Raw genomic sequence first — 14,498 nt, 5'->3', positions numbered from 1 at the left:
TCCTGATCGAATTGTCTTTGCTCGAGGCAAAAGATACAGTTCAGAAGGTTTTGACTACTTGTTTGACTGACGCTTCAGAATGAACCGAATGGTTCAGCATCAGAAGCGTATTAAAATTGACTATCGTTAGAAAATCTAATTTTCCTCGAAGGAGGTTCGGCAAGAATCTCCCAATAATCTCTGCTCAAGATTGAGCTTGAGATGTGTTGCTGAGAAATGTGAAATTGCTTGTTCATCGCCTTGTTTTGATTAGATGTTTCTGTTTTGAAACACAATTATATATACGAATAATGTTTGGAATATGTTTCATATTCAGAATAATATTTTATATATATTCAAATACAGAATTATCTTCTGATTTGGCACAGTCTCAGAATCAGCGATTTAGCATTTTGGTTCTTAGTTAAACTTCATTTTCCAGTATTATTTCCTCTGACTTTAAGTCATTCTGATATTGGGTAGGTATGCAAAACATATAGGCCAATTTCATTTATATATAAGAAAATTATATATTTAAATTTCTTATATAAAAAATATGTATTCAAAAGAATTGATTAGGGGGACGCTGAAGACTATTGTATTGAAGCTTCTTTCAGAACACGGCCGGATGTATGGTTATGAGATAACTCAAAAGGTGAAAGAGATTTCTTCCAACGAAATCAATCTCACTTTTGGAGCACTTTATCCTACTCTGCATAAGTTGGAAAAAGAAGGAGTTGTCACCACCTCTTCTGAAGAAGTTGATAATAGAACAAGGAAGTATTACTCATTGACTTCACAGGGAGCGGAAACTGCACGTTTGAAGATTGAAGAATACTACCAGTTCTCTCGTTTAATGAATCTTATAATGATCAGTTAATGCTTAGTAAAGGTCAGGTCAATCATATTACAAGGATCGTCAAGAAGCGGGGCATCAAGAATTTCTCCATGGAGGAGGAACTGATCGATTACGTTTCTTGCGAAGTAGAAGAAAGGGTAGCTTCAGGCGAACCATTCGATAATGCACTTTCTGAAGTGATAGAAAGCATCCCGATGGGATCAAATTCCACAAATCGTGAACTAGAAAAACTTAGTAAAACAAGCAGTATGGACATGATACAGAGCTACCTTAAGGTAGCACTTAGGAATTTTTCGAGGTATAAGATTAATTCGGCTATCAACATCTTTGGCTTAACGATCTCTCTCACGGCTTGTATAATTATTGGCCTATATTTAAAATATGAGCACTCTTTTGATAAGCACTATCCTGAAGTAGATAGGCTTTATCGAATCAATACGATTTCAAACTTAGGTCAGACACCTGCCCATATAACATCTGCCTCCTGGAATTTAATACCTGCTATTCAAGAGGATATTCCGGAAGTTGAGGCATCTTCTAATGTTACACTTACAATCATTAATCAACCCCTTAAATGGAAGGAAAAGGCATTCTTTGACTACCAGTTGTCAGGGGTTACAGCTGACTTTCCTATTATGATAGGGCTCAAATCGATAATGGGGGATGTTCAGAATGCATTTTCAAATCTAAATACTGTAATTCTTTCGGAGAGCAGAGCGCTAATGATCTTTGGAGAGGCAGATCCAATTGGTGAATCTATTGAGATCAGCATGAGTGGCAAGGAATTAAAACTTGAAGTTGTAGGTGTTTATGAAGACTTGCCAACTAATACGCACTTTGGCTACGGGGACTGGACCAAGTTTAGTCTATTGGTTTCTAGGGAAACTTCCCTAGGAATTACCAATAACACCCCTTCTTGGTCTTCAATTAATGGATCAAGCTATGTCAGGCTAAACAAGGGCACGTCAGCCAAAGAAGTGGCCCAAAAGATCAATGAACTAGTAGTGAGACGCAATGGTGGGGAGATTTGGTATGAGCATTATCTTCAACCTATCTCGGATATTCATTTGAACAAAAACGAGTATGGCATTGAATCGAAGGGTAACCTTGGTCAACTCCGATTATTCGTACTTATAGGAATTATAATTGTTGTGATTGCTTGTATCAATTATGTAAATCTGACGACCGCACAGGCCTCTGTTCGGCTAAAAGAAGTAGGTATCAGAAAAGTAATAGGTGCTCGAAGGCGGCAGTTTATTGTTCAGTTTTTAGTAGAAGCCACAATGACCAGTCTTTTGAGTATGGTCCTTGCATTGGTCTTTGTTCTCCTTCTTATCCCTTTTCTTAATGCTAATTTCTCCCTGGGCCTTAGTCTAGGTCTTACTGGTGATTTTCTAAACATGCTAGGCTTCCTGGTGCTGGTTTTAGTGGTGAGTTTGCTTTGCGGTGCTTATCCAGGGTGGTACTTGTCCAAAATAAAAACCAATATTTTGCTTAAGACTGGCAGTTCAGCTAGGTCAGGAGGAGGTTTTTTCAGGAAGGTACTTGTCGCTTTACAATATGCAACTTCAATCACACTTATAGTGGCAACCCTAATCATCACGGATCAGATGAGGTTTATGAGTCAGAAGGATTTAGGTTTTAACAAGGAACAAGTGGTGTATATCCCCTTAGATAATCGAATTTCAGCTAAGTATGGAAACCTGCTTTATACAGAGTTTATAAAAGAAAGCGGTGTGGTTGCAGCTTCTTTGACTGGCAACTCTTTAGGAGACGGAGGAATGGGTGGCAACGGGGTTCTGGTGGGTGATGAAACTACCGCACAAATGCTTCAAGTGTTGGCTGTGGATGATGACTTTAAAGAGACTCTGGGGCTAGAAATGAAAGAGGGGCGGTGGTTTTCAAACAATTATAAAACAGATAGAGAAGAAGGGTTCGTGGTAAATGAAGCATTCGTAAAGCATTATGGATTAGAGAGTCCCATTGGATTACCGCTTTCGAGAAATGGGCAGAAGGGTAAAATACTAGGTGTTGTCAGGGATTACCATTTCAAGTCAATGCATAATGAGATTGAACCATTGGTGATGCATGAAAATGATCGAAATCAGTGGGGTTATTGGAGTATAGCAGTGCGATTGGCACCTGACAATACCAGTCAAACACTCAATCAATTGGAAGATACTTGGTCGGCTGTTGTTCCTGAGTTTCCATTTGAATATGAATTTCTTGACCAAAAGATAGACCAGTACTATAAATCAGATCAATACTTTGCAGCCGTTTTTAGAGTCTTCTCCTCAATGGCTATAGTGGTTTCATGTTTAGGCTTAATAGGTCTTGTAACCTTTACAGCGCAAAGAAGGACTAAAGAAATAGGGGTGAGGAAAGTGTTAGGAGCCTCCGTTGGTGGTATTCTTAGACTCTTATCACAAGATTATCTTAAGCTTATTTTAGTAGCTGCTTTTGTGTCGATACCTGTGGCATATCTCGCCATGGAAAGTTGGCTCGAGAACTTTCAGTATAGAGTTGGTGTTCGACCTTATGTTTTTGTTTTGGGGTTACTGATCACCTTGTTGCTTTCATGGCTTTCTGTTGGGTATTTGTCTCTTAAAGCAGCCAAATCCAATCCCGCTGAGGCTCTGAGAATGGAGTGATACTTTCGAAACTCTATGAAGCAGTATCATTCTTTATTAGCAGAATGATACTGCTTCATTTGTCCTTAGAATTACTGTCTAAATATTAGTGATTAGTCGAGGCTAATATTATTTTTGCGCATGGCAGAACAGATCCTCATTCTCGACTTCGGTTCCCAATACACCCAGCTGATTGCCAGAAGAGTTCGAGAGCTTAACGTTTATTGTGAAATTCACCCTTTTAACCACATTCCTGAGATTACGGATGACATAAAAGGAGTTATTCTTTCGGGCAGTCCTTGCTCTGTTAGAGAAGAAGATGCACCCGATTTGGACTTAGATCAATTCAGAGGTAAGATGCCTGTTTTAGGCGTTTGCTATGGTGCCCAATTGATGGCTCAAAAGTATGGAGGTAATGTAATGCCTTCAGAAATTCGAGAATACGGTCGCGCTAGACTGAGTAGAGTCGATGGACACTATCCTCTTCTCAAAGAAATCAGCTTGGATTCTCAAGTGTGGATGTCTCATGCCGATACTATTTCAGAACTACCAGAAGGGTTTGATATCATTGCTAGTACATCCAGTGTTGAAAAGGCCGCCTTCAAGATTCAAGGAGAAGAGACTTACGGTATCCAGTTTCACCCAGAGGTGACTCACTCAGAGGAAGGAAAAGAACTAGTAAGAAATTTTGTGGTTCATATCTGTGGCTGTTCACAGGATTGGACACCAGACCTATTTGCTGAATCCACCATTGCAACGCTTAAAGAAAAGTTAGGTAATGACAAAGTGATTCTGGGGCTTTCGGGAGGAGTTGATTCTTCTGTTGCGGCAGTCTTGATACACAGGGCTATCGGTGAAAACCTTCATTGTATTTTTGTTGACAATGGCCTTTTAAGAAAGAACGAGTTTGATTCTGTGCTTGAGTCGTACAAGGGTATGGGCTTGAATGTAAAAGGCGTAGACGCCAAGGAACAATTCTATTCTGCCTTGACTGGAATTACTGACCCGGAAGGAAAGAGAAAAGCGATCGGTCGTGTATTTATCGAAGTATTTGATCAAGAAGCTCAGAAAGTAGAAGATGCCAAGTGGTTGGGTCAGGGAACAATCTATCCAGATATTATTGAGTCAGTTTCTGTGAAGGGTCCTTCGGCAACAATAAAATCTCATCACAACGTTGGAGGATTGCCAGAGAAGATGAATTTGAAGGTGGTTGAACCTTTGAATACACTTTTTAAAGATGAGGTTAGAAATGTTGGAAGGAGTCTAGAAATAGATCAGAACATTTTGGGAAGACACCCATTCCCGGGACCTGGATTAGGGATTAGAATTCTGGGAGACATCACTGCCGAGAAAGTAGCTATCTTGCAAGAGGTAGATTACATTTTCATTCAAGGTTTGAAGGACAATGGTCTTTATGACGATGTTTGGCAAGCAGGATCTATGCTTCTACCGATCCAATCGGTCGGAGTGATGGGTGACGAAAGAACCTATGAGAGAGTGGTGGCGCTACGTGCCGTTACGAGCGTAGATGGAATGACAGCAGATTGGTGTCATCTACCTTATGATTTTTTACAAGATGTCTCAAACGAGATCATCAATAAGGTAAAAGGAGTAAATAGAGTGGTTTATGATATCAGTTCTAAGCCACCAGCAACCATCGAATGGGAGTAATAAAGAGATTATTTATAGTAGTAGTCATTTTGTCGTTTTGGGTAAGCCTTGGCTTCTCACAAGACGTAAAGACACTTTTTGATGAGGGTAAAAAACTCTTTGATCAAGAGCAGTATGCCTTGGCCTTAGGGAAGTTTGCTCCATTGACCTCAATGAGTCAAGACAATGATTTGGTGAAGTATTCTTCTTATTACTATGCCATTGCAGCACACAAATCGGGTGATAATACGAGTGCCAAGAATATGTTCAAACAGGTGCTTCAGAAATACCCTAATTGGGAAGTCAAAGAAGATGTAAACTACTGGCTGGGTTTCCTCGCCTCGGAAGAGGGAGATGTCGAAGGAGCATTTCGATACCTTGGCTTGGTAAATCGATCTGGACTTGAGGCAAGCAAAAAGGCTTTGAAGGCAGGTTTACTATCTAACATGACCGATTTGAAAGCACTTCAGAAGCTGCTTGATGAATACCCTGAAGATAACCTCATCGCCTCTCAGCTTGCCAATGAGGTGTTGGCGCTTCCCGTGGAGGAGCAAGATATTTTGTTGCTGTCAAATCTTCAGTCTGAATATGCACTAAACCTTGACCTGGGGATTGAGGGTATTGAACACTCTCCAAAAAAGTCTACCTATAATGTGGGTCTCTTTTTACCCTTTAGGTATAGTACAGATTCAGCCATGTTGGTACGTGCAATGTCCAACTGGACTACCAGAATGTACGAGGGTGTTGCCTTAGGAGTACAAAAACTAAAGGAGGAAGAGATAGACATTAACCTCATAACGATCGATACCCAAAGCTTAGAGGAACGCCTTCAGAATCAAGTAGAAGATGGGGCTTTTTCTGATTTAGATTTGATTATTGGCCCTGTTACGCAAAGTGCCGTTGAGCTGATCGCGAAGTTTTCCAAAGAGCAAAAGATCAATATCATTAATCCTTTGTCTTCTAATGGTGATATTCTCGAAGACAACCCTTTCGCCTTTCTCTATTACCCTAGCAATGAGTCTATAGCCATACAAGCTGCAGAATATGCAAAGCAGAATTTCACCAGAAACAAGAATGCCGCAGTCTTTTATAGTGGGTTTAGCGATGTGTCACGTGCCGATCTTTATCGTCAAATCATCGAAAAAGATTCATTTGACGTGACAATCTTCCGAGAGGTGAGACCTAATGAATCCGTAAATATTCAACAGTGGTTGACCGAGGAGGAAGAGGTAGACAAGGACTCTGCTGTGGTTGCTAATATGATTGCAGAGATGGATTCACTGCGCGAAGCAGGCGAGGAAGATTGGGAAATTTATAGTGAAAGAGACTTCGTTTATGACACCTTAAAAATACTTCCTGATAGTATTGGTCATGTTTTTATTGCGTCAGATATTTCATCGCTGGCTTCAAGTGCCTTAAGTGGAATCGAAGGTAGGCCTGACACCGTAGAATACCTCTCTTCTACAAGGTTCTTAACCGCTGAAAGTTCTATTTCGTTTGATCAGTTGGAACGATTGAATGCCACATTCTTAGGGACTAACTTGATTGATTACACTAAAGATGAGGTCGGTGAGTTTAGAGCCAGATATGTAGAAGCTTATTTAAAGAGCCCAATCAAGAAGGATCGTTTGGGCGATGCCTATATCGGGTATGATATCATGGTCACTTTCGGGAGGCTCTTGGGAGATTATGGAAAGTACTTTCAGGTAGGAGTGAAACGTTGGGATGATTTCAGAGGGGAACTTACAGATAAGTTCAATTATAGACTTTCCAATGATAATCGCTATATACCAGTCTTGAAGGTCGAAGATGCTACCATCGTACCTCGAAAAAATTAGTAATTATGAATTCACCAGTAAATAGCCAGCGTCTTTTCGAAGAGGCTCAGCACTTTATTCCAGGAGGAGTGAACTCCCCAGTCAGAGCATTTAAAGCCGTGGGCGGAAATCCTCTCTTCATTAAATCAGCAAAAGGAGCTTTTATTACCGATCAGGATGATAATGAATACATTGAGTTGATCAATTCCTGGGGGCCGATGATTCTTGGGCATGGGAACGAGAAGATTGCAGAAGCTGTAAAAAGTGCGGTGGAAAACTCTCTTTCGTTTGGGGCTCCTACGGCCATCGAGGTGGAGATGGCAAAGCTAATCTCTTCCATGATGCCGAGTATAGAAAAGGTGAGAATGGTGAACTCGGGTACCGAGGCAACTATGTCTGCCATTCGATTGGCCAGAGGCTACACCGGCCGAGATAAGATGATCAAGTTCGAGGGTTGTTATCATGGACATGGAGATTCCTTTCTAATTGCAGCAGGTAGTGGAGCCATTACATTAGGAGAACCGGATAGCCCTGGTGTAACTCGAGGAGTGGCTAATGATACGTTGACTGTTCCTTATAATGATCTTGGCAAGGTGGAAGAGGTTATCAATGCAAACGAGGATCAAGTAGCTGCGATTATAGTCGAACCAGTTGCTGGTAATATGGGATGCGTCTTACCTGCAAAAGACTTTCTTGAGGGGTTGCGTAGGCTTTGTGATGCCAATGGTATCGTGTTAATATTTGACGAGGTTATGACGGGCTTTCGATTGTCGAAAGCAGGAGCACAAGGGGTCTATAATGTAAAACCTGATCTAACTACATTGGGTAAAATCATCGGTGGTGGCATGCCTGTTGGTGCTTATGGTGGTAAACGGGAGATCATGGATTATGTATCTCCTCAGGGACCTGTCTATCAAGCCGGAACACTATCAGGTAATCCTGTTGCAATGGCTGCAGGATTGGCTATGCTGACTCAGATCAATGAAGACAAATCCCTATATACCGATTTAGCCAACAGAACCAAGGCGATTGAAGAAGGTTTTCAGAGTAACTTGGACGAGCTAGGTTTAGGCTATACCATGAATAGAATAGGTTCTATGGTCAGTCTATTTTTCACAAACGAAAGGGTGGTAGATTTTGAAAAGGCCAAGTCATCCAGTATGGAGAAGTTTGGATTATATTTTAGAGAGATGCTGAATCAGGGTATATACCTAGCCCCTTCACAATATGAGACATTGTTTATCTCCAAATCGATAACAGAAGATTTGGTAGGTCGTATTGTGGAAGCTAACAGAACCGCCCTCAAGGCAATTCATTAGTTCTTATCCGTTGTAATACCAGAAGCTGATAAAGATTTCCAGATAGAAGAATAGCTGTAGGAATACAGAATAGATTAGGCCTACTAGATTAAACTTGATAAGGGTCTTGAACCAGCCTTGTTTATACACTTTCAAGAAAGAAGTATAAACGTAGGTACTTACACCAATGAAGAAAATTCCTCCGATGATACCTCGCCAAGCAGTGATGTTCGCGTCAGGGAAATTCCCTTCAGTCACTATCTTGAAGATGATTAGTAGCCCTATACCATAGGCCATATATGCAAAAGAATGGACATGCAGTGCATGAACAATATGTTTAATGTACAGGTGCTTACGCCTAACGTAGAAGAACTTCAAGACACCAGCAAATAATGGAATTAGGATGAACATCATCAATGGGAGATTCCCTAGAACAAAGCCCTTAAATCCCTGATCATTTTCAAAGATTTTTCTCACCTGACTATTGATGTGCGCCTGTTGACCTTCGTCAAAGAAACCATCGTTAGAGAAATTACCACCAAGTGAATCCATAAAGGCCTGATCGGTAAGTCTACGATCTCTGGCAAGTCTATGAAAGCGCTCAACATCACTTTCTACACCACCAGGTAGCGGAGTGGACTTAACACTGACTTCCATCTCCTTCAATGAATCAAGACCCACCTTAGATTGAATCGAGTCGTACAATTGATCAAAAGTCTGTATGTCGGTGAATTGATCTATGATTGAGTCAGAAAGGATTTCGAGTTTTTTTGCATCGCTCAAGGCACCCCACCTGTCATCATACTTTAGCTGATTGAATTTTACTTCCCCTCCGTAGTTTATCTGCTCATCCTGAATGGTTCTTAAATCAATACCCGATAGCAGGTAACTGATGGTAAAGAAATAGAAGAGACTCATTACAAAGTAGAGTCTTACTGGGTGAATGAAGTGTTTAACCTTCCCCTCTTGGAAGCGGTTAGTGAGGTTTCCGGGTCTGATTAGAAAAGGCACAGCACTATGAGCCATCTTAGAATCAATGCCAAGGTAGTTATCAATGAATTCTTTCATTAATGTGGCGAAGGTCACATTGTTATCTGAATTCGATTGACCGCAAGTAGGGCAGAAGTTATAGTTCTCGTCCAGCGATGAACTACAATTCTTACAGGTTGTGCTTTTGCGCTTCTTTTCTATCATCTAAAAAATGCGAACGGGCATTCAATCAAAGATAGCAGTTGAATCGTAAGCGCAAAAGCCGAGAAATGAAAAAAAGCCAACCGGTGAAAGGTTAGCTTTTGATATTGAGTGTTTAGGTGTAAGGGGATCTTTAGACCATGTCGAGCAAAAGTTCTGATTGCCCAACTTGTCTGTATTTTTTAGCATTAAGGATTGAATTGAGCTCTACTCTGATTTCGTTAAGTAGTGCTTTATCACCCGATATATAACATACGTTCGGTATAATATTTTCCTTAATGAGAATTTTGTTATTGCTAGCATCTATTATCGAACCAGTCCAATCTTGTTCGGCAATGCCATATTTCTGGCATACCAACTGTCCAATATCTCGCTTGGCGACCGGGTTGTTACCCTTAATTTCCATTTTGCCAAAGAAGAAACGATCCTTGTGGAAGTGCATTTGAAGTACGCACCTTTCTTCTTTTATAGTCAATCGATAATAAATTGTTTTCTGGTGCTTCAGAGCAAGTTTGCGATTGTCTATATAGTTAGGTTTACCAAGTCGTTTAATAGTTTCTTTGAATGATTGACCGAATGAAAGTCCATAGAATTGGATTCCTTTTTCAGTATTCAAAGATTCAAGATGATTGAGATTGAGGATTGAATCGAAAGATGCATGAGATACCAAGGCATTTCTACCTTCGTAAAAATCCGCACGACTCTGTTTATAGAGCTTTCTCTTTTTGGAACCAAAGAGCAGCGGGAAGTCTGGAAAACTCAGCGTCCACATCGTAATTAATCAAGTGTTTAGGTCAAACATTGTCCCGGAGGACGATACTAATATAGGGAAACAACCTGAGAAAAATCAAATTTGTTAATTCAATCTTCAGTGAAAATCGGCCTAAAAACGCAATAATCAGCTTTTATGAAAATATGATGTATGTAAAATGCAAAAAACGGTATTTATAAAAATTGAAAAAAATCATAGGGACACGCAAGAACATGTACATACCGAGACTAAACCTGCTGGGTTGGCCAGATAAATTGAATAAAGTGTTACCTCAAAAGATTATCGAATGGAACTACTAAAAGCTGAAGTTGACTGAATAGATTGTTTGATACCAAATCAGCTAGATGCTGCCTCCCGAAGAAGTTTCCACAATCTTGATCGTGAATTGCTCGATGACTTCATTCTGACTACTTCTTGACATAGTCGTTCTCATAAAGTTTCTGGACACATCATAGGACCTCCCATTTTGCCCGGTTTGATTACTGGTAATCACTTTTGCATCAGTGGGTTATGTCTTGGTTTTAACCTTAGTCCATGGTTTTACCTGCCAAAAAATGTTACCAGTTGTGAGTTGATTCCCTTCAGAGTCGTGAGACTTTACTTCGCAATTTACTACTACTGACTCTTCTGTTTTCAATGGATTAATAATGTGCTCATTAAGCCATTGATCGGTAAGTTCGTAAGTGACAATCACATCCATTTTACCCTGATAGTGATAGTTCATCTCCATCTTTTGCATGATAATGCGATACTCCTTGACATTTAGCTTGTTCAAAAGAACAAGGCCAGTAGAATACTCTGAAGCGGTGGCTAATGCACAGGCATGAATGCCGTTTATATGATTGAAATTAATCCTTTTATAAGGGATTTTGACCTTTACGAAGTCGTCACCAATTTCAATAATTCTGAAGCCGTGCGGTTTGTTGAAAGGGATCATTCGGGCCAACCCGAAATTCAATAAGGCTAAATGTTTCTTAGAGGTTTTGGCGCGCTCTATTAACTGTGTTGTATCAAACATCTCAATCAGAATTTCAATTAATTTAGGGATTCTAAGTGAATAAAAAGCTATGCTGAGTTTTTGGGAGAAAGATGAGTTCTTAAACTATGATCATATAGTCATTGGTGCTGGTATAGTAGGTCTCTCAACGGCCATAAGTATTAAGGAGAGTACTCCGAAAGCCAGGGTGTTGGTTCTGGAAAGAGGTACTTTTCCGACAGGAGCATCAACCAAGAATGCAGGGTTTGCTTGTTTTGGTAGTTTGACTGAGATACTCTCTGATTTAAAGCTTATGCCCGAATCAGAAGTGTTCAATTTGGTGAAATTAAGGTGGGAAGGTTTACAGCTGCTCAGAGCCAGAGTAGGAGATAAAGCCCTTGATTATCAGAATTTGGGTGGGTATGAGCTCATGCGATCACCAGATATGACAGCATTTGAAGAAATGCAAAAAGTCAATGAACTGTTACTGCCACTTTTTAAGGAACCCGTTTATCACGATCGCACATCAGTGCTTGATAAGCTCGGTTTTGATTCATCTAAGATCGAAGGGTTAGTTTTTAACCCTTTCGAAGCGCAATTGCATAGTGGCAAAATGATGAAGTCATTGGCAGCGCTGGCAACTGGTTTAGGAGTGGAAATATTCACGGGAACCTCAGTGTCACAGTTTGATGAAGGGCCCGATGGTATTGAAGTCCAGACTGATTCAGGCATATCTTTCAAAGCCCGCAAACTTGCTATTTGTACCAACGCCTTTTCAAAACGTCTGCTACCTGAGGTTGACTTGGCGCCAGGTCGGGGAGTAGTTCTCGTTACAAAACCAATTGCAAACCTGAAGTTCAAAGGGACCTTTCACTATGATGAGGGCTACTACTACTTCAGAAATTATCAAGATCGAATTCTTTTCGGAGGTGGTAGAAACCTTGATGTTAAAGGAGAAGAAACAACCGAGTTTGCTGTTCGAGACCTGCTCATAAATAAACTCAAACTCGACTTAAAAGAGATGATCCTTCCAAACCAGAAATTTGAGATAGACCATGTGTGGTCTGGGATTATGGCATTTGGACCGAATAAACAACCTATACTAGAGAATTACTCGGAAAATGTACATGTAGGCATTCGTCTCGGAGGAATGGGCGTGGCCATTGGCAGCAAGATGGGTTTTGAATTGGCCCAGAGAATGCTTCGATAGTCAAAATATTACTATCTTCAAAGCTCACGTATCAACTCGCATGGATTACAAGTATCAAAAGCCAACGCTGCTTCAAGCCCTTATCCCAATCATCTTTCTAATTGTTGCACTCTTCTATAATGTACTTGTATTTGGAGATGGAGCCTTAGATGGATCGAATCAAATAATTCTCATCCTTTCTGGTGGTGTTGCGGCAATCGTTGCACTGAAGTTGGGTATGAAATGGGGTGATATTGAAAAGGGTATTGTAAAGACAATAAGCTCTGCAATGGCTTCTATCATTATTCTATTGTTGATAGGCTCTCTCGCAGGAACCTGGCTATTGTCTGGCGTTGTTCCGGCCATGATTTATTATGGTCTTCAAATTCTTAACCCAACAATATTCTTGTTTGCCGCATGTATTGTCTGTGCTATAGTTTCCATTGCAACGGGTAGTTCTTGGACTACTGCCGCGACAGTTGGGATTGCCCTTATGGGCATAGGTAAGGCGCTGGGAATCCATGATGGAATGATTGCGGGAGCCGTCTTGTCAGGGGCATACTTTGGAGATAAAATGTCACCGCTTTCCGATACAACGAATTTAGCACCTGCTATGGCTGGGACCGACCTCTTTACCCATATCAGGTATATGACGATTACCACCATTCCTTCGATCTCCATTGCCCTGATACTCTTTTTGATACTAGGGTTTATGCAAGGAGGCTCTGGAGAAGTGACCGAGACAGCTTCAATTTTGACTGCAATAGATAGTAAGTTCAATATTAATGGTTGGCTTTTCTTAGTACCAGCTACGGTTGTGTTTTTGATCGTCAAAAAGGTGCCGGCTATTCCTGCAATATTAATAGGAGCACTCCTTGGTGCTGTATTCGCATTAGTATTTCAGCCCGAAGTAGTAAAAGGTGTTGCTGACTGGACAGGTAGTTCCGCTAAGCTGATGTTTGTTGGTGTGATGAAATCTCTTTTCGGTGATGTGGCCATAGTAACGGGAAATGGAATTGTAGACGAACTTCTCCAGTCCGGTGGTATGGCGGGTATGCTTAAGACAGTATGGTTGATTGTTTCAGCCATGATATTTGGTGGAGTGATGGAATCGAGCGGATTGCTCAAAAGAATTGCTGAAGCCGTGATCACAAAAGTAAAGTCTACTGGATCTTTAGTAGCCGCTACGGCAGGTACAACTATCTTCTTTAATGGTACTGCGTCAGATCAATATTTGGCCATTGTAGTACCAGGTAGAATGTATGCTGACATTTATAAAAAGAAAGGACTCGCTCCTGAAAACTTGAGTAGGACGCTGGAAGACTCCGGTACGGTAACATCCGTGCTGGTGCCTTGGAATACTTGTGGAGCTTATCATTCCAATGTACTCGGGGTGGCAACTGGGGCATATATCCCTTATGCTTTCTTTAATCTTATCAGTCCCGTCATGACTATTGCCTTTGCTTATCTCAACATTAAGATCAAAAAGCTGAAAGAAGGTAAGTCAGAAATGGAAGTGGCAGCATGATGTTTCCCCTGTCAATTACAAAGGATGAAGTAATGGATCGTCCCCTCAAAAGTTATGAAGGGAAGGTGGTCATTGCTGCGGATGTAAAGAGTACTGAAAAAGCCATATCAGAAATCAATCAATTCGATGTGGTAGGTTTTGATACTGAAGCAAAACCAACTTTCCAAAAAGGGCAAATCAGAAATATTAGCCTTATTCAGGTCGCGACTGATGAGAAAGTATACTTACTCCGAACGCATCATATCGGTGTGATAGATAGCCTTCACCATTTTCTGCAAAACGAAAAGATTAAAAAGGTCGGGATAGGCCTATTGGATGATTTCAATCTACTGAATAGACTTAGAGCCTTTGAACCAAATGGCTTTGTCGATTTGAATGATACTTTTCAAGAATTAGGAGCAGAAAACATTGGCGCCAGAAACCTAGCGGCCATGGTGCTGGATATTCGTATATCTAAATCCGCACAAACATCTAATTGGGAAGCTGAACAGCTGGCCCAAAAACAAATCAAGTATGCCGCTACGGATGCCTGGATCTGTCTCGAGATTCAGAAGAAGCTCTCCTTTTGGGGCTATGTTTGATTTTTTCAATTGGTCTACTCCTTGTCTA

At 40.8% G+C, this 14,498-nt stretch carries 11 protein-coding genes; 8 read left to right on the top strand and 3 right to left on the bottom strand.

All coding sequences use genetic code 11. The features are described from left to right. The first annotated feature begins 535 nt into the window (after positions 1–535). From J4E76_RS06745 to hemL, 5 genes are all read left to right on the top strand, one after another. Positions 536–859: a PadR family transcriptional regulator gene (locus J4E76_RS06745; protein ID WP_208502364.1), complete on the top strand. Its 324-nt coding sequence runs from the start codon at positions 536–538 to the stop codon at positions 857–859. Beyond that, a complete protein-coding gene (locus tag J4E76_RS06740) occupies positions 859–3,489 on the top strand; it encodes an ABC transporter permease (protein ID WP_208502362.1) in 2,631 nt (876 codons plus the stop codon). Before J4E76_RS06745 ends, J4E76_RS06740 begins: the two co-directional genes overlap by 1 nt. 120 nt (positions 3,490–3,609) lie before the next feature. After that, complete coding sequence (guaA, locus tag J4E76_RS06735) at positions 3,610–5,139, top strand: glutamine-hydrolyzing GMP synthase (protein ID WP_208502361.1); 1,530 nt, start codon at positions 3,610–3,612, stop codon at positions 5,137–5,139. Then, positions 5,130–6,956, top strand: a complete 1,827-nt coding sequence (locus tag J4E76_RS06730; RefSeq protein ID WP_208502359.1) for a tetratricopeptide repeat protein — start codon at positions 5,130–5,132, stop codon at positions 6,954–6,956. The genes guaA and J4E76_RS06730 overlap by 10 nt, the downstream gene beginning before the upstream one ends. A 5-nt stretch (positions 6,957–6,961) precedes the next feature. Beyond that, the gene (hemL, locus tag J4E76_RS06725; RefSeq protein ID WP_208502357.1) at positions 6,962–8,254 is read left to right on the top strand and encodes a glutamate-1-semialdehyde 2,1-aminomutase; all 1,293 of its coding nucleotides are present in this window, start codon (positions 6,962–6,964) and stop codon (positions 8,252–8,254) included. A 3-nt stretch (positions 8,255–8,257) separates the two neighbouring features. On the opposite strand, the gene J4E76_RS06720 is transcribed toward hemL, so the two are convergent. From J4E76_RS06720 to J4E76_RS06705, 3 genes are all read right to left on the bottom strand, one after another. Further along, entirely contained in the window at positions 8,258–9,427 is a 1,170-nt protein-coding gene (locus J4E76_RS06720) for a DUF3667 domain-containing protein (protein ID WP_208502355.1), read from the bottom strand. A gap of 130 nt (positions 9,428–9,557) precedes the next feature. Next, positions 9,558–10,196, bottom strand: coding sequence for a hypothetical protein (locus J4E76_RS06715; protein WP_208502353.1), 639 nt, complete (start codon positions 10,194–10,196; stop codon positions 9,558–9,560). Positions 10,197–10,704: 508 nt separating this feature from the next. Continuing rightward, positions 10,705–11,214 (bottom strand): DUF4442 domain-containing protein, encoded by a 510-nt coding sequence (locus J4E76_RS06705; RefSeq protein WP_208502349.1) that lies wholly within the window; start codon positions 11,212–11,214, stop codon positions 10,705–10,707. 49 nt (positions 11,215–11,263) lie between these two features. Between J4E76_RS06705 and J4E76_RS06700 the strand changes: the two genes are divergently transcribed. Genes J4E76_RS06700 through J4E76_RS06690 form a run of 3 tightly spaced genes read left to right on the top strand, consistent with a single transcriptional unit; the run spans position 11,264 to position 14,470 of the window. Then, positions 11,264–12,382, top strand: coding sequence for an FAD-binding oxidoreductase (locus J4E76_RS06700; protein WP_208502348.1), 1,119 nt, complete (start codon positions 11,264–11,266; stop codon positions 12,380–12,382). Between the two features lie 40 nt (positions 12,383–12,422). Further along, entirely contained in the window at positions 12,423–13,889 is a 1,467-nt protein-coding gene (gene nhaC / locus J4E76_RS06695) for a Na+/H+ antiporter NhaC (RefSeq protein WP_208502346.1), read from the top strand. Between the two features lie 32 nt (positions 13,890–13,921). Beyond that, entirely contained in the window at positions 13,922–14,470 is a 549-nt protein-coding gene (locus J4E76_RS06690; RefSeq protein ID WP_236017288.1) for a 3'-5' exonuclease, read from the top strand. Positions 14,471–14,498 lie beyond the last annotated feature (28 nt).

Source organism: Roseivirga sp. E12, assembly GCF_017592825.1.
In the GTDB taxonomy this organism is placed as follows: Bacteria; Bacteroidota; Bacteroidia; order Cytophagales; family Cyclobacteriaceae; genus Roseivirga.
Note: the sequence above shows the minus strand (reverse complement) of the source record. Positions and strands in the feature narration are given on the sequence as shown.